Origin of the sequence: Sphingopyxis sp., assembly GCF_016704835.1 — a bacterium.
Lineage (GTDB): Bacteria > Pseudomonadota > Alphaproteobacteria > Sphingomonadales > Sphingomonadaceae > Sphingopyxis.
The window spans coordinates 203,850-222,841 of sequence record NZ_JADIZJ010000002.1 but is presented as its reverse complement, the minus strand read 5'-3'; the positions used below and the strand labels follow the sequence as shown (position 1 = coordinate 222,841).

At 63.7% G+C, this 18,992-nt stretch carries 24 protein-coding genes and 1 pseudogene; 8 read left to right on the top strand and 17 right to left on the bottom strand.

What is annotated here, in order from left to right:
* Positions 1-99: 99 nt before the first annotated feature.
* Positions 100-753, top strand: coding sequence for a lipoyl(octanoyl) transferase LipB (lipB, locus tag IPF76_RS08865; RefSeq protein ID WP_293842625.1), 654 nt, complete (start codon positions 100-102; stop codon positions 751-753).
* Positions 754-762: 9 nt separating this feature from the next.
* The gene (locus IPF76_RS08860) at positions 763-1,104 is read left to right on the top strand and encodes a hypothetical protein (protein WP_293842622.1); all 342 of its coding nucleotides are present in this window, start codon (positions 763-765) and stop codon (positions 1,102-1,104) included.
* Between the two features lie 3 nt (positions 1,105-1,107).
* On the opposite strand, the gene queE is transcribed toward IPF76_RS08860, so the two are convergent.
* The 6 genes from queE to IPF76_RS08830 all read right to left on the bottom strand — a co-directional run bounded on the left by queE (position 1,108) and on the right by IPF76_RS08830 (position 6,191).
* Positions 1,108-1,740 carry a 7-carboxy-7-deazaguanine synthase gene (gene queE / locus IPF76_RS08855; RefSeq protein WP_293842619.1) on the bottom strand — a complete coding sequence of 211 codons (633 nt, stop codon included), beginning with the start codon at positions 1,738-1,740 and terminating at the stop codon, positions 1,108-1,110.
* 3 nt (positions 1,741-1,743) lie between these two features.
* Positions 1,744-2,493 (bottom strand): 7-cyano-7-deazaguanine synthase QueC, encoded by a 750-nt coding sequence (gene queC, locus IPF76_RS08850; protein WP_293842616.1) that lies wholly within the window; start codon positions 2,491-2,493, stop codon positions 1,744-1,746.
* A gap of 139 nt (positions 2,494-2,632) precedes the next feature.
* Complete coding sequence (locus tag IPF76_RS08845) at positions 2,633-3,037, bottom strand: hypothetical protein (protein WP_293842613.1); 405 nt, start codon at positions 3,035-3,037, stop codon at positions 2,633-2,635.
* Positions 3,038-3,152: 115 nt separating this feature from the next.
* Entirely contained in the window at positions 3,153-4,070 is a 918-nt protein-coding gene (locus tag IPF76_RS08840) for an Hsp33 family molecular chaperone HslO (protein WP_293842611.1), read from the bottom strand.
* A 10-nt stretch (positions 4,071-4,080) separates the two neighbouring features.
* Positions 4,081-5,007, bottom strand: a complete 927-nt coding sequence (gene argF, locus IPF76_RS08835; protein WP_293842835.1) for an ornithine carbamoyltransferase — start codon at positions 5,005-5,007, stop codon at positions 4,081-4,083.
* Positions 5,004-6,191: an aspartate aminotransferase family protein gene (locus IPF76_RS08830; protein ID WP_293842608.1), complete on the bottom strand. Its 1,188-nt coding sequence runs from the start codon at positions 6,189-6,191 to the stop codon at positions 5,004-5,006. Before IPF76_RS08830 ends, argF begins: the two co-directional genes overlap by 4 nt.
* 128 nt (positions 6,192-6,319) lie before the next feature.
* On the opposite strand from IPF76_RS08830, the gene IPF76_RS08825 reads away from it, so the two are divergent.
* Positions 6,320-6,775, top strand: coding sequence for a hypothetical protein (locus IPF76_RS08825; RefSeq protein ID WP_293842605.1), 456 nt, complete (start codon positions 6,320-6,322; stop codon positions 6,773-6,775).
* Positions 6,772-7,677 carry a cation diffusion facilitator family transporter gene (locus tag IPF76_RS08820; protein WP_293842602.1) on the top strand — a complete coding sequence of 302 codons (906 nt, stop codon included), beginning with the start codon at positions 6,772-6,774 and terminating at the stop codon, positions 7,675-7,677. Before IPF76_RS08825 ends, IPF76_RS08820 begins: the two co-directional genes overlap by 4 nt.
* 7 nt (positions 7,678-7,684) lie before the next feature.
* Here IPF76_RS08820 and IPF76_RS08815 read toward each other — a convergent pair whose 3' ends face one another.
* Positions 7,685-8,671: an LLM class flavin-dependent oxidoreductase gene (locus IPF76_RS08815; RefSeq protein WP_293842599.1), complete on the bottom strand. Its 987-nt coding sequence runs from the start codon at positions 8,669-8,671 to the stop codon at positions 7,685-7,687.
* A gap of 67 nt (positions 8,672-8,738) precedes the next feature.
* Positions 8,739-9,191, bottom strand: a complete 453-nt coding sequence (locus IPF76_RS08810) for an Lrp/AsnC family transcriptional regulator (protein WP_293842596.1) — start codon at positions 9,189-9,191, stop codon at positions 8,739-8,741.
* Between the two features lie 49 nt (positions 9,192-9,240).
* Here IPF76_RS08810 and IPF76_RS08805 point away from each other — a divergent pair, with 49 nt between their 5' ends.
* Complete coding sequence (locus IPF76_RS08805) at positions 9,241-9,855, top strand: LysE family translocator (RefSeq protein ID WP_293842593.1); 615 nt, start codon at positions 9,241-9,243, stop codon at positions 9,853-9,855.
* Between the two features lie 63 nt (positions 9,856-9,918).
* Entirely contained in the window at positions 9,919-10,935 is a 1,017-nt protein-coding gene (locus tag IPF76_RS08800) for an aldo/keto reductase (protein ID WP_293842590.1), read from the top strand.
* 5 nt (positions 10,936-10,940) lie between these two features.
* Here the strand turns inward: IPF76_RS08800 and IPF76_RS08795 are convergent, their stop codons facing one another.
* Entirely contained in the window at positions 10,941-11,810 is an 870-nt protein-coding gene (locus IPF76_RS08795; RefSeq protein WP_293842587.1) for a dienelactone hydrolase family protein, read from the bottom strand.
* 277 nt (positions 11,811-12,087) lie between these two features.
* Positions 12,088-12,759 carry an HAD family phosphatase gene (locus tag IPF76_RS08790; RefSeq protein WP_293842584.1) on the bottom strand — a complete coding sequence of 224 codons (672 nt, stop codon included), beginning with the start codon at positions 12,757-12,759 and terminating at the stop codon, positions 12,088-12,090.
* A gap of 59 nt (positions 12,760-12,818) precedes the next feature.
* On the opposite strand from IPF76_RS08790, the gene IPF76_RS08785 reads away from it, so the two are divergent.
* Positions 12,819-13,007, top strand: a complete 189-nt coding sequence (locus tag IPF76_RS08785; protein ID WP_293842581.1) for a hypothetical protein — start codon at positions 12,819-12,821, stop codon at positions 13,005-13,007.
* An 8-nt stretch (positions 13,008-13,015) separates the two neighbouring features.
* Here the strand turns inward: IPF76_RS08785 and IPF76_RS08780 are convergent, their stop codons facing one another.
* The 7 genes and pseudogenes from IPF76_RS08780 to glmU form a co-directional block, all read right to left on the bottom strand.
* A complete protein-coding gene (locus IPF76_RS08780) occupies positions 13,016-13,429 on the bottom strand; it encodes an aldehyde-activating protein (protein ID WP_293842578.1) in 414 nt (137 codons plus the stop codon).
* Positions 13,426-15,152: pseudogene (gene glmS, locus IPF76_RS08775) on the bottom strand (glutamine--fructose-6-phosphate transaminase (isomerizing)). The gene IPF76_RS08780 and the pseudogene glmS overlap by 4 nt, the downstream one beginning before the upstream one ends.
* 18 nt (positions 15,153-15,170) lie before the next feature.
* Positions 15,171-15,551, bottom strand: coding sequence for a PIN domain-containing protein (locus IPF76_RS08770; RefSeq protein WP_293842575.1), 381 nt, complete (start codon positions 15,549-15,551; stop codon positions 15,171-15,173).
* Positions 15,548-15,925: a ribbon-helix-helix protein, CopG family gene (locus IPF76_RS08765; RefSeq protein ID WP_293842572.1), complete on the bottom strand. Its 378-nt coding sequence runs from the start codon at positions 15,923-15,925 to the stop codon at positions 15,548-15,550. The genes IPF76_RS08770 and IPF76_RS08765 overlap by 4 nt, the downstream gene beginning before the upstream one ends.
* A gap of 31 nt (positions 15,926-15,956) precedes the next feature.
* Entirely contained in the window at positions 15,957-16,271 is a 315-nt protein-coding gene (locus tag IPF76_RS08760) for a hypothetical protein (RefSeq protein ID WP_293842569.1), read from the bottom strand.
* Positions 16,268-16,807: a GNAT family N-acetyltransferase gene (locus tag IPF76_RS08755; RefSeq protein WP_293842566.1), complete on the bottom strand. Its 540-nt coding sequence runs from the start codon at positions 16,805-16,807 to the stop codon at positions 16,268-16,270. Before IPF76_RS08755 ends, IPF76_RS08760 begins: the two co-directional genes overlap by 4 nt.
* Before the next feature lie 4 nt (positions 16,808-16,811).
* Positions 16,812-18,173 (bottom strand): bifunctional UDP-N-acetylglucosamine diphosphorylase/glucosamine-1-phosphate N-acetyltransferase GlmU, encoded by a 1,362-nt coding sequence (gene glmU, locus IPF76_RS08750; RefSeq protein ID WP_293842563.1) that lies wholly within the window; start codon positions 18,171-18,173, stop codon positions 16,812-16,814.
* 59 nt (positions 18,174-18,232) lie between these two features.
* Between glmU and IPF76_RS08745 the strand changes: the two genes are divergently transcribed.
* The gene (locus IPF76_RS08745; RefSeq protein ID WP_293842560.1) at positions 18,233-18,901 is read left to right on the top strand and encodes an HAD-IA family hydrolase; all 669 of its coding nucleotides are present in this window, start codon (positions 18,233-18,235) and stop codon (positions 18,899-18,901) included.
* Positions 18,902-18,992: the final 91 nt, after the last annotated feature.

Here is an 18,992-nt window from a genome sequence, read left to right as displayed (position 1 = left end):
CGCGAAGGTGCCGCTGTTCGGCGCATCTGTCCACCCCTGTCAACGACCCGCGCACAGAGCCTTGCGCGGCGCGGCGCGGCAAGGCAGGAAGCCCGCGCAATGAACCGCCTGCCACCCCCCGAATGGATCGTCTCCCCCGGCCTGACCGACTATGCCGCGGCGCTGGCCGATATGGACACTCGCGCAGCCGCGATCCATGCCGGGGAAGGCCGTGAACGCATCTGGCTGCTCGAACATCCGCCACTTTACACGGCAGGCACCAGCACCGATCCGGCTGAACTGCTCGATCCGCGTTTTCCTGTTTTTGATGCGGGCCGCGGCGGGCGTTATACTTACCACGGTCCCGGTCAGCGCGTCGGATATGTCCAGCTCGACCTGACGCAGCGTGGGCGCGATGTGCGCGCTTATGTGTCGGCACTCGAAGGCTGGGTGATCGACGCGCTGGCGCTGCTCGGGGTCGAGGCGCGGCGTGCCGAGGGTCGCATCGGCATCTGGACCGACGATCAGAACGGCCGCGAGGCCAAGATCGGCGCGATCGGGGTACGGGTGAAGCGCTGGATCACGCTCCACGGCTTTTCGCTCAACGTCGCGCCGGACCTCACCCATTTCGGCGGGATCGTGCCATGCGGTATCGCCGAATTCCCCGTCACCAGCCTCGCCGCGCTCGGCAGACCCGCATCCTTCGCCGATGTCGATGCCGCGCTTGCCAGCACCTTGACCGCCTTTCTCGACAAGCTGCCGCCGAGCGATTAGGAACGGCGCATGACCCGCAATCTTCTCGCTTCGCTCCCGCTCCTCGTTCTTGCCGCCTGCGGTAGCGGCGATCCGGCGGGAAAATCGACGACCAAGCTCGATGCGGTCGAAGTGCAGCCGGGATCGGTCAGCGATTCGATGATCATCCTCGACAACGCCAGCGTCGATGGCACCGCTGTCGATAACAGCGTTCCCGACGATGGGACGAAGAAAGATACGGCAAAGTCGCAGTCCGATAGTCCGGACGAGGCAGCGGCCGACGCCGTAGAGGAAGAAAACCCTGACGCCGTCCCCGCCCCCGCCGCGAAAAAGGCGATCACCACCGACAGCGCGGCGAAGAAAGCCGACTGAGGCCTAACGCAGCCCCAGACTTTTGTGCGTCTGGAGCGATAGTCGCCAGCGCGGATCGGCCATCACCAAATCGATGCACTGCTGCACATTAGCGCCGGCGTTCGGATCGTCGAGCGGCTGCACCAGCCGGTGTGTAAATTCGAGCGACGCGAGCCGATCGACATCGCTGCCCGGCTGCGGCCAGACCAGCTTCAACTCGTCACCGCTCACCTGGACCAGCTCGCTGCCCGCCTTAGGGCTGACGCAGATCCAATCGATGCTACGCGGCACCGCCAACGTCCCGTTGGACTCGATCGCGATGGAAAAGCCCTGCGCATGGAGCGCGTCGATCAAGGCTGCATCGACCTGCAACATCGGTTCACCTCCGGTCAGCACGACATAGCGATCGTCGCCGTCCTGCCCCCAGCATTCGGCGATCACCGCCGCAAGCGCCGCGGCATCCGCATATTTGCCGCCAAGCGTCCCGTCGGTGCCGACAAAATCGGTGTCGCAAAATTTGCAGATTGCCTTGACGCGATCCTGTTCGCGCCCCGTCCACAAATTGCAGCCGGCAAAGCGGCAGAACACCGCGCGGCGCCCCGCCTGCGCGCCCTCGCCTTGCAGGGTGAGGAAAATCTCTTTGACGGCGTAGGTCACCGGTCAGGAGCCGACCGCATAGCGCGTCGGATCGGTCAGGCCGGCGTCAGCGAAACCCTTGCTCCGCAAACGGCAGCTGTCGCAATATCCGCAGTGCAATCCATCGGGTGTCGGGTCATAGCATGACCAGCTCATCCCCGCGTCCATCCCCAGCCGCGCCGCCTCGGCGGCGATGTCCGCCTTGGTCATATGCTGGAGCGGAGCGTGGATGCGAAAATCGACGCCCTGGTCGCCATCGCGCGTCGCGAGCCGCGCCAGATCTTCGAACCCGGCGATGAAATCGGGGCGGCAATCGGGATAGCCTGAATAATCGAGCGCGTTGACACCAATAACAATGTCCTGCGCGCGCCGCGCTTCCGCCAGCCCCAGCGTCAGCGACAGGAAGATCAGGTTGCGCGCCGGGACATAAGTCACCGGCACGTCGCTGCCGACCCCGTCCTTCGGCACGTCGATGTCGGCGGTCAGTGCCGAGCCGCCAAAACGGCGCAGGTCGAGCGGCAGGACGATATGTTCGGCCGCGCCGACAGTGGCGGCGATCCGCGCTGCGGATTCCAGCTCGACACGGTGGCGCTGGTTATAATCGATCGTCAGCGCGACGATCCGCGCGCCCGCTTCGCGCGCCAGCCCCGCGCACACCATCGAATCGAGCCCGCCCGACAACAGGACGATCAGGGTTTTTCCGGCAACATCGTGCATCGGCGCCCGATACGCCCGCTCGAATAGCGGCGCAAGAGGCGCCTTGCTGCGCCGCACCAAAAGAAATGGGCCGCGCGACGTTCGTCACACGGCCCAGTGCGGCATGAAAGCCGTTAGGGAGAAGGACACACATCAGCGTGTCACCCCTCCGAACTAGCGCGAGATGGTTAACAATTGGTTAGCCGCGTAGCGCGTTTCAGCACGGGCCCGCGCGGCGTGCCTCGATCGCCTGTGAAAAAGGCTTGCCGTCGGCAATGCCCTGCGTGTCGATCTGGACCAGCCGGTTCGTCTCGCTGCGAATACTGGTGCGGCCATGCCCTGCGCCGGGACAGGTGTAATGCACCGTTACCGATTTTGGGGTGTCCTCGATAATGTAGCGCGAGCAATTGGCTCGCGGATGCTGGATCTGGATCATACGCCGCGCGTCGCCGACACACACCGTCTGCAACACCGCATCGCTGCCACGCTCGCGCAGCTGCCAGATGCCTTTTTCAAGCCCGTCGAGCATTGCCAGTGACGGCGCCTGCGCCGGCACCGCAGTGGCGCCGGCGAGCGCGCACGCGCCAAGCAAACATCGAAACAAGGGAGCAGCGATCGCCATATTTACCTATCCATCGGGCGCCCATATTGGGCTGATACGCGACCCCGTTTCGATAAAGATAACAATCGCGCGCGGCAAATTCAACCGCTTGGCGCTAAACGAGACCGTTTCGTCGTCAGTTCGGAGCGGAAATCTCGCCCAGCGAGATGGGGAAAATTCGCGAACAAAAGGCGCAATCGACCACAATCTGCCCGCTTGCGTCGGCCATATCGACCCGTTCGGTTTCCGGAAACTGCGCGAGCACACCAGCAAAATAGTCGGTGCTACAACGGCAACCGCGCGACACCATCACACCCGGCTCGACCCGCACCTCATCCTCATGGAACAGCCGCCACGCCAGCGTTTCCAGCGAATGCGCCGGGTCGGTGAGTTCCTCGGGCTTCAGCGTTACCGCAATCATGCGCGCATGGTCCCATTCGGGCGTGTCGTGGCGAACGTGCAGGCGGTCACGCCCGACCTCACCCTCGGGCAGATGCTGGAGCAGCAAGCCGCCGGCGACGCAGCCCGCCTCGGCGTCGTGCCGCGCGGCGAGCCGGATCAGGCTCGAAATCTGCTCGGACTGCTCGAAATAATGTTCGGCCGCCTCGCCGATGGACGCGCCCTCGAGCGGGACAATGCCCTGATAGCGTTCGGCGGTCGTCGCTTGGTCAAAGGTGATCGCGAGGAAACCCTCGCCGAACAACGCGAACAACGTCGGATCGGGACCGACCGCAGCCAGCCGCTCGGCGTCGAATTTCAAGTAACCGCGCAGCTCGCCGCCGCGATAGTCGCACACCAGCAGTTCGATCGGCCCGCCGCCGGTCTGTGCCTGCAGCGTCATCTGGCCATTCTCGTCCTTGAGGGTCGAGCCGAGCAGCACGGTCAGCACCAGCGCCTCGCCGAGCAGCTTCTCGGCCACCGGCGGATAGTTATGCGCCGCGATAATCGTGTTCAGCGTCGGCCCCAGCCGCACCAGCCGCCCGCGCACATGACGCGCCGCAATGGTAAACGACAACGGCTGGTCGAACCAGGTCTCGATAATCTCGTCGCTCACGATTTCAAACTCACAGCTTGCCCAGCGCCCAAAGCAGGATCGATTTCTGCGCATGAACGCGGTTTTCGGCTTCGTCCCAGACGCGGGACTGCGACCCGTCGATCACTGCATCGACGACCTCATCGCCGCGGTGCGCGGGCAGGCAATGGAGGAAGATCGCGTCGCCCTTGGCACCCGCCATCAACCGTTCGTCGACCTGAAACGGTGCCATCGCCGCAACCTTGTTGTGGGCATGATCCTGCCCCATCGACACCCAGGTGTCGGTGACGACCAGATCGGCGCCCGCGACCGCTTTGCGAGCGTCGGCCATGATGTCGATGCGAACGCCTTTGGCGCGCGCGGCTTCGACAAAGTTCGCATCGGGTTCATAGCCTTGCGGGCAACCGGCACGGACGTGGAAACCGAACAGCCCCGCCGCCTCGATCAGCGACGACAGCACATTATTGCCATCGCCGAGCCAGGCCAGCTCAAGCCCCGGGAGCGTCTTGCCCTGCTCGACGATCGTCAACAGGTCAGCGACGATCTGGCACGGATGCGACAGGTCAGTCAGGCCGTTGATCACCGGGACGCTCGCATAGTGGGCCAGCTCCTCGATCTTGGCGTGATCGTCGGTACGGATCATGATCGCATCGGCATAGCGCGACAGCACGCGCGCCGTGTCGGCGATCGTTTCGCCTCGACCAAGCTGGGTCGTACCCGCGTCGAGGATCATCGGCACGCCGCCGAGCTGGCGGATCGCGATGTCGAACGACGCGCGGGTGCGCGTCGAATTTTTTTCGAATATCATCGCCAGCACATGATCGGCGAGCGGGGCATCGGCGTCGGGTTTCGCCTTTGGCCAACCCCCGCGTGCCGCCTTCCGGTCGATCGCATCGGCGATCATCGCCGCAACGGCATCGCCCCCCGCGTCGGACAGGTTCAGGAAATTGGGCATCAGGATTCGGGCGGCGTGTAGCTCGCCGCGCCCGCTGACAATTTTTCGATGCACTCGTCGATATGGCTCTGTTCGATGTTGAGCGGCGGCAGGATGCGGATCACATTGTCGCCGGCAGCCACCGTCAGCAGACCGTGATTGTCACGCAGATGCGCGACGAAAGCACGGCTGTCGCTCTTCATCTTGACGCCCAGCATCAGCCCCATGCCACGCACGCTTTCGAACAGATGGTCGTGGTTCGGGATCAGCTGTTCGAGCGCGCCGCGCAGACGCTCGCCGGTCGCCTTGACCTGATCAAGAAAGCCTTCTTCGAGGACGACATCAAGCACCGCCTGCCCCGCGGCGCAGGCGAGCGGGTTGCCGCCATAGGTCGACCCATGTGTACCGATGACCATGCCGCGCGCCGCTTTCTCGGTCGCGAGGCACGCGCCCATCGGAAAGCCGCCACCAATGCCCTTGGCGCTCGCCATGATGTCCGGGGTGACGCCGAATTCCTGATACGCGTACAGCGAACCGGTACGCGCTACGCCGCACTGGACCTCGTCGAACACAAGCATCAGATCGCGGTCGTTACAGATGTCGCGCAGCCCCTGCAGGAACGGCTGCGAGGCCGGACGGATGCCGCCTTCGCCCTGGATCGGTTCGATCAGGAAGCCCGCCGTATTGTCGTCGACCAGATCGAGCGCGGCGTTGAGATCATCGAAAGGCGCATAGGCAAAGCCTGGAAGCAGGGGATCGAAACCCTTGCGCAGCTTCTCCTGATTGGTCGCCGAAATCGTCCCGAGCGTGCGGCCGTGGAACGCGTTGTTGAAGGTGATCAGATTGTGCTTTTCGGGATTGCCCGCGCTCGAATGATAGGCGCGCGCCGTCTTGATCGCGCACTCGACCGCTTCGGCGCCCGAATTGGTGAGGAAGACGGTATCGGCAAAGGTGTTCTCGACCAGCCGTGCGGCATAAGCCTCGCCCTGCGGGCTGCCATACAGGTTCGACACATGCATCAGCGTCGCGGCCTGATCCTGAATCGCCTTTGTCAGATGTGGGTGACCATGGCCGAGCAGATTGACCGCGATGCCGCTCGCGAAGTCCAGATAGCGTTCGCCGCGCTCGCCGATCAGATAAGCGCCTTCGCCGCGCACAGGACGCACACCGCACCGGGGATAAACGGGCATCAGCGGCGTGATCGACATGGCAGGCACCTTTCAGGCAAAAGTAAAAAGGCGACCCCGATGGGCCGCCCTTGGTCGGGCCGCCCCTATACTGCCGCAGCGCGAGGTGCGTCAACACAGCGCCGCGCGGCGCAACCAAGCCATGGCGCTTGCGTTTGCGGTGTGTGAAGCAGCAGCTTTGGCCCCTTCCGTTTGCCCTCCTCGCGCTCGCCGGTTGCGACAGCCTGCCGCGTGATGCTTCGGAAACGACCGAACGGATGGCGCGCAGCGGTGAGATGCGAATCGTGGTGATGCCGGCAACGCCCGATGCCGCGACCGCCCTCGCCCTGCTCGGCGACTATGCGAAACGCCATGACGCGCGGCTTACGCGCGTGTCAGCGCATGGCGAACATGCACTGCGCTGGCTGGAAGAAGGCAAGCTCGATGCCGTCGTCGGCCATTTCGCCAAAGCGTCACCATGGCAGGTCGAGGTCGCGCTTTCCAAACCCGTCGGCCGCAGCGAACCCGATGATGCCAAGCAGCCCGTTCTCCGCATCGCCCGGCGCAATGGCGAAAATGCGTTCATCCTCGCAACCGACCGTTCAATCGCCGAGATGACAAAATGAGCCTCCACGGAGGGATTCCTACCGCAATTGCCGACGACGTCCGCCATGGCGAACGGCTCGAATGGTGGACGCTCGGCTGGATGGCGAGCGTCGTTCTCGTGATGGGGCTGGTCATGGGCAGCAGCCAGGCCATGAAGGCCGCGGTGATCGAAGATGTGCTCAGCCTGGTCCCTGCAATCGTCTTCTTGCTGTCGACCCATTGGGAACGCAAGCAACCCGATCCACGCTTTCCATTTGGCTACCGCCGTGCGAATAGCCTCGCCTTTCTGGTCGCCGCCACGGCGTTGCTGTCGGTCGGCGGCTTCCTCGCTTATGAAAGCGTCACGACGCTGGTGCGGCAAGAGCATCCGACGGTCGGCGGCGTCACACTATTCGGCCACACGATCTGGCTCGGCTGGCTGATGATTGCCGCGCTGGCCTATTCGGTCGTGCCGCCGATGATTCTCGGCCATTTGAAACACCCGATCGCGACCCGCATCCGCGACAAGGTGCTCCATACCGACGCACTGATGCAGAAGGCCGACTGGCAGACCGGGCTTGCCGGGATCGGCGGGATCATCGGTATCGGTCTGGGCTGGTGGTGGGCCGATGCTGCCGCGGCGCTGTTCATTTCGCTGTCGATCATCAAGGACGCGATCGGAGCATTGGAAAAAGCTGTTGCCGAGCTGCTCGACGGCACCCCGCGCACGCTCGATTCCAACGCCCTTTCCGAGGACGGCGAACACCTAACTGCCGCACTCAGAGCGCGATTTGGTGACGTCGAGATCCGGCTGCGCGAGACGGGCCGCTATATTGTCGCCGAAGTCGATCGCGCAGCGCCGAGTGTTATCCCGACCGCAGCAGAGCTTATGGGCAAGACGCTGGCCTGGCGACTGGCTAGCCTGACTTTCCGACCGCAATAGCGGGCTTTCAGACCGCCTTCGCCGCCGCCATCGTCAGCGCCAGCGAATGTTTGCGCGCGTCATGGTCGTACATCGACGACGCGATCACCACCTCATCGACGCCGGTCCGCGCAACAAAGGCCCGCAGCCCCGCCGCAATGTCATCGGTCGTACCAACCGCCGAGCATTGCAGGACATGGTCGAGAATCGCGCGTGCGTTCGGCGGCAGGCTGTCCTTATAGCCGACAAGCGGCGGCTGCATCTTGCCCGGATTGCCGGTGCGGAGCGCGACGAACGCCTGCTGCTGCGACGAGGCGAGCCGTTCGGCTTCTTCGCGCGTGTCGGCGGCGAAGGCGTTGAACGCCGCAGCCGCATAAGGCGCAGCGAGCTGCGCCGACGGCTTAAACTGGCGGCGGTAGATATCGAGCGCTTCGTCGAGCACGTCGGGCGCGAAGTGGCTGGCAAAGGCGTAGGGCAACCCCAGCATCGCGGCAAGCTGCGCGCCGAAGGTGCTGGATCCCAATATCCACAGCGGAATATGCGTACCCGCCCCCGGCACGGCGGTAATGCCAAGCTGCTCATCACCCGCCAGAAAGGCCTGCAGCTCGAGCACATCCTGCGGAAACTGGCGTTCGTCGCTGGCGAGCGTGCGGCGCAGCGCGCGTGCGACGCGCTGGTCCGATCCCGGCGCACGCCCGAGCCCGAGGTCGATCCGGCCGGGGAACAGCGCCTCGAGGGTGCCGAACTGCTCGGCGATCACCATCGGGGCGTGGTTGGGTAGCATGATGCCCGCCGAGCCGATGCGGATGCTCTTGGTCGCGTGGCCAAGATGCGCGAGTACGACCGCGGTCGCGGCGCTTGCGATCCCCGTCATCCCGTGATGCTCGGCCACCCAATAGCGTCCATAGCCCAGCGCCTCGGCATGGCGGGCGAGATCGGCGGCGTTGGCGAGCGACTCTGCGATTGAACCGGTGTCGGTCACGGGCACAAGATCGAGGAAAGAGAGTTTTGTCATGAAACCGATATGCGGTCGGGCGCGGCGCGGTTCAAGCTCACCGCTTCGCGAGGCGCGCGAAGAAAAACTATGCCCGCTCGTCTTTCGGCGAGTCCATCAGCACATAGGTGGTGATCGAATGCACCTGCGGCAGCACGCCGAGCACCTCGGTGTGGAAATGCTTGTACGCCGCAAGATCTGCGGTTTCGATGCGCAGCAGATATTCGATCGCGCCGGTGATATTGTGGCATTCGCGCACCTCGGGCGCGTCTGCCATCGCCGCCTCGAAATCGGCCTGCGCCTTTTTGGTGTGCGACGACAGGCCGACGGTGACATAGGCGAGGAAGGTCAGCCCGAGCTTTGCCGGATCGATCCGCGCGCGGTAGCCGGCGATCACCCCGCTGCGCTCCAGTTCCTGTACGCGGCGCAGGCACGCCGACGGCGACAGCCCGACGCGCTCGGCGAGTTCGAGATTGGAGATTCGCCCCTCGCGAGACAGTTCCTGCAATATCTTGCGGCCTATGGCATCAATCTTGGTCACAGATTGCAGTTTTACCCGATTACTGCCGATCTTTGCAATGTATAGCGCGGTGAAACGCATTATGTTGCGCGACATGGAACAAACCACCCTCGTCGCGCTCTCCGCCTTCGCGCTTGTCTCGTCGATCACGCCGGGGCCGAACAATATGATGCTGATGGCGTCGGGCGCCAATTTCGGGCTCCGCCGCACCATTCCACATGCGCTGGGGGTCGGATTTGGCTTCACGCTGATGATCATACTCGTTGGCGTCGGGCTGATGGGATTGTTCGATCTGTTCCCGGTGCTGGGCACCGTGCTCAAAGTCGTGAGCGTCCTCTACCTGCTCTGGCTCGCGTGGAAGATCGCCAACGCCGCGGCGCCCGATACCGAAACTGGCGCGCGCGGCAAGCCGATGACTTTCTTGCAGGCCATGCTGTTCCAGTGGGTCAATCCCAAGGCCTGGTCGATGGCGCTGACCGCGATCGCCCTTTATGCCCCCAACCGCAATTTCGGCGCCGTGCTGCTTGTCGTGATCGTCTTCGGCATCATCAACCTGCCGTCGACCAGCCTGTGGGCGGTGATGGGTCAGGTGCTGCGCGGCTGGTTGTCGAGCCCGGCGCGGCTCAAGGCGTTCAATTGGACGATGGCGGCGCTGCTTATCGGATCGCTTGCCCTGCTGATCTGATTGCAAGGTTGCATCCCGCAACCTAAAGACGGCTCTCCCCTCTTCTGACCGGAGAAAACAGCCATGCAAAGTCGCCGTCTGGGCAAGAGCGCCATCCATGTGTCCGACATCTGCATGGGGACGATGACCTTCGGCAGCCAGACCGACGAGGCCGCAGCATTCCGCATCCTCGACCGCTGTTTCGACGCGGGGATCAACTTCTACGATACCGCCGAAGGCTATCCAGTGCCGCCCGACCTCAAATGGGTCGGCCGCACCGAAGAGATCGTCGGCCGCTGGCTGAAGACCAAGCCGCGCGACGCGATCATTCTCGCGACCAAGGTGTCGGGGCCGAGCCATGTGTGGTTCAAGTCGCCGTGCCGGAGCGGGATGACCGCGCTCGACCGCAGGAATATCATGCAGGCCGTGGGCGACAGCCTGACGCGGCTGCAGAGCGACTATATCGACCTTTACCAGACGCACTGGCCCGATCATGACGCGCCCTATGACGAGATGATGGACGCGCTCGATGAACTCGTCCGTATCGGCAAGGTGCGTATCCTCGGCTGCTCGAACGAGACGAGCTGGGGGCTGATGAAATCGCTCGCCGCGTCGGAGAAACTTGGCGTCGCGCGTTATCACACGATCCAGAATAATTTCAGCCTCAACAACCGCCGCTTCGAAGACGAACTGGCGCAAATTTGCCGACAGGAAGGCGTGAGCCTGATCCCCTATTCGCCGCTCGCCGGGGGCGTGCTCTCCGGCAAATATCAGGGCGGCGCGACGCCCGAAGGCGCGCGCTTCTCGCGCTATCTTGCGATGGAGGGGCGGCAGGCCGCTATGGGCCGCCGTTTCGTCAACGAAAAGAGCCTCGCCGCGACCGCGCGCTATCTGCAAATCGCGGACGAACACGGACTCAACCCGGTCACGATGGCGACCGCCTGGTCGAAACAGCATGACTTCGTCGCGTCGACGATCGTCGGGGTCAGCGCCGATGATCAGGTCCAGCCGATCCTAGATGCGATGGATCTGGTACTGAGCGACGATGTGATGAAGGCGCTGCACAAGGTCAGCAAGGACATCCTCTACCCGATGGGATGAGCCGCCTATAAACTCGCCTTGAACAACGCCAGCATCCGCCCCCACGCTTTCTCCGCCGCGGCCTCATTGTAGGCTCTGCCATCGGGCGGGCACCAACCGTGCATGGCGCCTTCATAGACCTCGACCTCGTGCCACTGCTTGCGCGGTTCCAGCACCGCTTTCAGCAAGACCTTTTCGTTCGGCGCTTCCTTGTCGTCGTTGTCGGCGATCGCGAACAAATACCCCGCGCGAGTGCCGGCGATCAGCAGGTGCGGGCTCTCGGGCTTGTCGGTACCGACCCCGCCGCCGTGGAAGCTCGCTGCCGCTCCGACCCGATTGGGCTTCAACGCCGCGGTGTAGATCGTCATCGGGCCGCCCATGCAGTAACCGGTGGTGGCGAGCTTGCGTGTCTTGTCGACCTCTTTCTGCACATCGAGGAACGCGAGATGCGCCGCGGCATCGGTTTCGACAACGGGCTTGGTCAGCTGTTTCAGATAACCGAACAGTTTTTCACGCACCGCCGGATTGCTCCAGTCATTAGCGGCATCGACGACCGGCGATTTCTGCCAGCGGTAAAAGGGATTGACGCACAGCACCGCATAGCCTTCGCCAGCCAGACGGTCGGCCATCTGACGAAAGGCGGGGCGCAACCCGCGAATGTCGGGCCAGATCAGCACCCCCGGATGCTTGCGGCTTGTCGGAGCGACGAAATAGGCGTCGCAGATGCCAGCGGCGGTTGTAATCTCGACGTCACGACCTTTGACAGGTTGACCCGCCATCGCCCGCGCCGGCAGCGCCGCGATCAGCGCGCCGACTCCCGCCAGCGCGGCAAAGCTGCGGCGGTCAACCGACATCCCTGCGCGGTCCAGATCGGCTTCGGTGTCTTCGGTGCACATGGCTCGCTCCTTGGGGCGTCTTGGGCAAAGTCGCAGAAAACTGCGCAACTTCACTCGCAATTTCATATGTCGACCCGGGCTCGGGCTCGAACAGGATGCGAGGCTAATCGAGCCAGACTTTGTAGGACAGCAGTTTTTGCAGTTCGAATCCTCCTTGCCGCGCAGCGGTGTGGAGGGGGACCGCCCGAAGGGTGGTGGAGGCGCGACAACGTGGCTCCGTAGCCCCGTCGCCAGCGCTCCGCGCTGCCATCTCCTCATTGCTACGCGACAGGAAGGATCATCCTTCCGCGCTCGTCAGAACTTCAATCTCGTCGAACGCCAGCGCCACATGATGCACCCCTACCCCGCGCAGCGCGTCTCCATGTGCCGCGCGATCGACGATATGCCCCGCGCCGCAAAAGCCAACCACCGTCATGCCTGCCGCCAAGGCCGCCTGCGCCCCCGTCGGCGAATCCTCGATCGCCAGACATAGCGCCGGATCGGCCCCCAGCCCCTTGGCGGCAGCAAGATAGATGTCAGGAAACGGCTTGCCCCGATCCCACCCGTCAGCGCTGTAAACATGATCGCCGAAATGATGCCCGAGCCCGAACAGTCCCAGCGCCCAGTCGATATATTCGCCGCGACTGGATGACGCGATTGCGCGCGGCAGCGGCCCCAGCGTCGCGAGGAAATCGGCGGCGCCGGGGACGGCGTTGAACCCATCCATGAAGCGGCCTCGCGCGCGCTCGCGATGCCGCTCGCGAAAATCGGCGGGCAGCGCCCGCCCGAACCGCGCCTCGATCCGCCGCTGCGTGTCCTGCCAGTTATGGCCATAATAATCGCGCAGACACTCGTCGTAGGTCGACGGCATCCCGACCGCGGTCAGGCTTTCGGCGAGCGACTGGTTCGCGCGCACCTCGCTGTCGGCGATCACGCCGTCAAAATCGAAAATGATCGCGGCGAAGCTCATGCGAATGCGACAATCTTCATAATTGGTGCCTAGAGGCGGCGGCGTCAGGAGACAGCAAGATGAAATTCATTACCCTAAACTCGCGCGGCGGCAATTATCTGGTCGTCGCCGAAAATGTCGCCTGGCTCCGCGACTATGAAAATGGCCAGACCCAGGTCGGCATGGTCGGCGGCGCCCCGCTGCTGGTCGCCGGCAAGATCGACGAAATCGCGGCGTCGATCTTGGCGCAGGCGAATGCCGTGGAGTGAGCGCCCGATCAGGGTAATACCGCGGCTTCACGGACGAAGCCCCACTCCCCCTCGCCAGACCAGCCGCGTCCATCGGGAAAGCTGACCTTCAAGCCGCTGAGCTGCGCAGGATCGAACAGCCGCATATTGACGCCCATCATATCGAGCTCGCCGCCCATCCGCTCATTGAGCCCGTCGGTCGCCGACCAGTGCGTCACGCAGCCGCAGGTCGCGCAGAAATGCAGGTCCGAATTGGGGTTTTCGCGATCGACGCGATTATAGGTCCGCGTCGCACCCTCGATCACGACATCGCGCGGCGAATAATAGGCCCAGAGGATGCCATGCGAGAAGCAAAGCGAGCAATTGCATTCGGCAATCTCGTCCGGCGCCTTGGCAAGCCGCACAGAGACCGCTTCGCAGTGGCAGGTGGCATTCCAGCTCATTCCACCGTCACCGACTTCGCCAAGTTCCGTGGCTGATCCACATCGGTGCCCTTCGCCACCGCGACATGATAGGCGAGCAGCTGCACCGGCACCGCATAGACCAGCGGCGCGATCAGCGGGTGGACCTTGGGCATTTCGATCGTCGCCATGCAGCCGTCGCCGGCTTCGGCAATGCCGTCGGCGTCCGAAATCAGCACGACCTTGCCGCCGCGCGCCATTACTTCGTGCATGTTGCTGACGGTCTTTTCGAACAGCGGGCCGCTGGGCGCGAGGACGATGACCGGGACCGATTCATCGATCAACGCGATCGGACCGTGCTTCATTTCGCCCGACGCATAGCCTTCGGCGTGGATGTACGAGATTTCCTTGAGCTTGAGCGCGCCTTCCATCGCCAGCGGATAGTCGGGGCCGCGCCCCAGGTAGAGCACGTCGCGCGCGGGGGCGATCAGGTGCGCCATCGCGCCGATGTCGTCGTCGTGACTCAGCGCCGCGTTGAGCGCGGCGGGGGCTTCTATCAGATGTTTGACGATCTCATGCTCCTCGTCGGCGCTGAGCTTGCCCTTTTTGAGCGCAAGATGCGCCGCGAGCGCGGCGAGCACCGCGAGCTGACAGGTGAACGCCTTGGTCGAGGCAACGCCGATTTCGAGTGGCGCAGCGCGGCGAGCGTGTCGGCGGTCTCGCCCGACTGCGAAATGAAGAGCGCCAACCCGCCGGGCTGGAGCACGGGGTCGCGATAGCGAAACTCGCTCGCGACATCGATGTCGACCGGCACACGCGCGAAGGTCTCGAACCAATATTTGGCGACCATGCCGGCGTAGAAGCTGGTGCCGCAGGCGACGATGGTGATACGGTCGATCGCGCTCAGGTCGAAGTCCATCTGCGGCAGCGCGACGGTCTGTTCGAGCGGGCGGATGTAGGAGGAGAGCGTCTGCGCAACCACGGTCGGCTGCTCGAAGATCTCCTTCTGCATGAAGTGGCGGTAATTGCCCTTTTCGACCGCTGCGGCGGTGACGCCGCTGGTGGTGATCTCGCGTGTCACCAGATTGTTGGTGCTGTCGTAGATCTGTGCGCCATCGCGGGTGATCACCACCCAGTCGCCTTCGTCGAGATAGGCGATCTTCTGCGTCAGAGGGGCGAGCGCGAGTGCGTCGCTGCCGAGATAGGTTTCGCCCTCGCCATAGCCCACGACCAGCGGCGAGCCCAGGCGGGCGCCGATGAGCAGATCGGGATGCTGACGAAAGGCGATGGCGAGCGCGAAAGCCCCCCGCAGCTGCGGCAGCACGGCCATGACCGCATCCTGCGGCGACAAGCCCGCCTCGACCTGTTCGGAGACGAGATGCGCGACGACCTCGGTGTCGGTTTCGCTCTCGAAGCTGCGGCCGCGCGCCTGCAACGCTTCGCGCAGCGGCTTGAAGTTCTCGATGATCCCGTTGTGGACCAGCGCGACCTCGCCCGTCGCATGCGGGTGTGCGTTGCTCGTCGTGGGCGCGCCGTGCGTTGCCCAGCGCGTATGCGCAATGCCGACGGTTCCGGGCGCGGGGTTACCCGCGAGTTCCCTGACCAGATTCGCGAGTTTGCCCTCGGCGCGGCGGCGGATCAGCTGGCCATCCTGCACGGTGCACACGCCCGCGCTGTCATAGCCGCGATATTCCATCCGCTTCAGCCCATCGACGAGGCGATCGGCGACCTGGTCCTTGCCGATAATTCCGATAATTCCGCACATGTGGGTCTGGCTTTCGTCTTAGAGAATATAGGGGACACGGATGCCCGGCATATTGGGCGGGAAATCCTTTGTATTGCGGGTAATCAGAACGCGCCCGCGGGTGAGCGCAGTGGCAAGGACGATGGCGTCCACCGCCTTGAGCCGACCGCGTTCGCGCCGCAAGGCAGCAGCGCGTCGACCGATTTCGGCATCGACTTCATCCACGCTGAAGCCGGAAAGAAGCGTTTCGGCGCGCCGCAGACCGTCGCCCTCGCCCTTGGACATCACTTCGATCCACACGACGCGGCTGATCCACGCGCGCGAACCGAAATCGGTGGCGCGATCGATTTCTGCGCGTGCCGGAGCGAATCCTGCCAGCGCATCAATGATGATATTGGAATCAAAGCTAAAACCGCTCACTGAGAAGCGGGCTTTTTAGGGTCGGAATATTTTCCTGCCAGCATATCAAGATGGATCTGCCGCTGACGATCATCCTCCGCGTCGAACAGGTCCGGAAATTCCGCTTTGACATCCTCGTAGTCATCATCCCACGGGCGGGTCGAGGCAGCGCGTTCGCGCCGCTGCCACTCTACCGAATCACCGATATCAACGCGCTCCTTCCACGCCCCAAAGCCAATATCGAGCCAGTCCTTGCGCTGCGACGCTTGTGACTGCGCCCGATAGTCCGTAACGGCATCGCGAAGCACCGCCGCCCGCGACTTCCCCTGCTCAGCAGCAAGCTGGTCGAGCCATTGGATGTCTTCATCGGGCAGATCGGCAAGAATGCGGGTCATTGATATACTGATATCATATCATGATATCATGTCAAGCTTTTTGTAGGTTCTTGTCTACGAACAGATAGGCGAATTGCACCGGATCGGCCGCCATGCCGTTGCCCGCCTCGAACCGCGCCTGGCCGTCGGTCCAGATCTTGCGGATCTGCGCGGGCAGTTCGGGGCCGAATTTCATCTGCTGCTCGACGATTTGTTCCCAGCTGCCCTTCAAACCGAAACTCTGTTCGAGCTGCGGCACCATCGCTTTGCAATAGGTTTCCGTCGCGGGATCCAGATGCCCGATTGCCTTCAGCACCCAGGCATCGACGAAGCGCAAGAACGGCTTGTCAGTGTAGCGATCGGTCACGGCTTCTTCTCCATTATCCATTCGTCGCGCAGCAAGCCAAAGATCAGCGAGTCGCGCACGCCCATATGCGTTTCCCACTCACCGCGCAGCCGGCCTTCATATTGAAAGCCAAGACGTTCGAGCAGCGCGATCGATCCGAGGTTGTCGGGATCGGTGTCGGCAAAGATGCGGCGTAGTTTCAGCAGGACAAAGCCATAGTCGATGACGCGCGCCACCGCTTCGCGCGCGATCCCGCCCCGCCAATGATCGCGGTGCAGGATGTAGCCGATTTCTTTCACATCGGGCTTGCCATCGATCAGGATCACCCACCCGATCGCCACGTCGTCGTGCAGGGTAATCGCCCAACAGGCAAAGCCCTGCCCTTCGGCCGCGTTCGATGCGACATAGTCCGCGGTCTCGGCAAGCGACTGATGCGGGCCGCTCGACCACCATGTCATCACTTGGGGATCGGACAGGACGGGGAACAGCGCGGCGGCGTCGGACGCGCGAATCTGGCGCAGCACGAGCCGCGATGTCGTCAGTGTCGGCGCGGGCATGTCCTTACTTACCCGCTTTCTTCTTGCGCATCGTGTCGTGGAAGCGATCGGCCCAGCCGGGTTTGATCAGCTGCTCGGCGCGAACCATGCGCAGGTCGCCCGCGGCGACATCGCGCGAGACGGCGCTGCCCGCAGCGACGATCGCATCGCGGCCGATGGTGACGGGGGCGATCAGCGCGCTGTTGCTGCCAATGAAGGCATTTTCGCCGATCACCGTCTGATATTTGAAATAACCGTCGTAGTTGCAGGTGATCGTCCCCGCGCCGATATTCGCCCCCGCGCCAACGGTGACGTCGCCCAGATAGGTCAGGTGGTTCGCCTTTGCGCCCTTGCCCAGCACCGCCTTTTTCGTCTCGACGAAATTGCCGATCTTCGCTTTCTCGCCCAGCACAGTGCCGGGGCGCAGACGCGCGAAGGGGCCGACCTCGCAGCCGGCCGCGATTGCTGCACCCTCGATATGGCAATTGGCGCGGATTTTCACATTGTCGGCCACCGTTACGCCGGGGCCGAAAAACACGTTGGGTTCGACCAGCACGTCGCGGCCCAGCTGCGTATCCCAGGCGAACCACACCGTGTCGGGCGCAATCAGGCTGGCCCCGTCCGCCATTGCCTGAATGCGCCGCCGCGCCTGCCATTCACTCTCCATCGCGGCGAGCTCGCCGCGGCTGTTGATTCCGGCGACGTCATAGGGGTCGGTGACCACCACCGCACAATGCCGCCCATCGGCATTGGCGATATTGACAATATCGACGAGATAATATTCCTTCGCCGCATTGTCGTCGGTAACGCGCGCGAGCAGCGCGAACAGATCGGCCGACTTCGCGGCCATCAATCCCGAATTGCAAAGGCGCACCGCGCGCTCGGCGTCGGTGGCGTCCTTGTGCTCGACCATCCTGGTGACGCGGTCGCCCCCCTCGGAATCTTTGGCGGTGATGACGCGGCCATATTGCTGCGCATCTTCGGGCTCGAACGCGAGGACCACGACGGCCGGGGCGTCAGGGGCGTTCAGCCGGTCGATCATCGCCTGCATCGTCGCGGCGGGAACGAAGGGCACGTCGCCATAGAGGATCAGCACATCCCCGTCGAAACCCGCCAGCGCACCCTCGCCCTGCTGCACCGCATGGCCAGTACCGAGCTGCGGCTCCTGCACCGCAAGGTCGGCGCTGCCCGCGAGGGCCGCTGCGAGCTGGTCGGCCTTATCACCGACGATCACGACCTTCTTCTCCGGGCTAAGTTCATCGACGCTCGCCATCAAATGCAGCAGCATCGGCCGTCCGGCGATCGGGTGCAGCACCTTGTGCAGGGCGGACTTCATACGGGTGCCCTTGCCCGCGGCGAGGACGATGGCGGCGATCGGATTGCTCATGCGCGCTGCCATGCCAGCAAATCATTGCGGTTTCCAGAGCGAGCCGCCATGCGCAGCCGATGAACGGATTTCCTTTCGCGATCGTCGGCTTCGACCTCGACGGCACGCTGGTCGATACCGCGGGCGACCTGGCTGCCGCGGTCAACCACGCGCTCGGTCTCGCCGCGCGCGCGCCGCTGACCGAGGCCGCGGTGCGGCCGATGATCGGGCTGGGGGCGCGGCATATGCTCGAACAGGGGTTCGCCGCGACCGGTGGCATCCCCGGCGGCGATTTCGAGCGGCTTTACCGCGAACTGCTGCGCTTTTACGAAGCGAATATCGCGATCCACAGCCGCCCCTTTCCAGGCCTGATCGCCGCGCTCGACCGGCTCGGCGCGCTGGGCGTGCGCACCGCAGTGGTCACCAACAAGCGCGAGGACATGGCGCGCAAGCTGCTCGGCGAGTTCGGGCTGGCCGACCGGATGGCGACGATCATCGGCGGCGATACGCTCGGGCCGGGCAACTCCAAGCCCTCCCCCGCGCCGATCCATGCGATGGTTGAGCGCTGCTGTGGTGGGCGTGCGGCATTTGTCGGCGACAGCATTTATGATGTGATGGCGGCAAAAAGCGCCGGGGTGACCAGTGTAGCGGTCAGTTTCGGCTTTCTTGATCGGCCTGCCGACGCGCTTGGTGCGGACCATGTCATCGGCCATTTCGACCAGCTTATCCCGCTGCTCGAACGACTGTGAACCCATCTCACCTCCCGTGCGCCCTGAGCTTGTCGAAGGGCTGTCCTTCTCTTCGCGACGGTTGAGAAAGCGTACGGTCCTTCGATAAGCT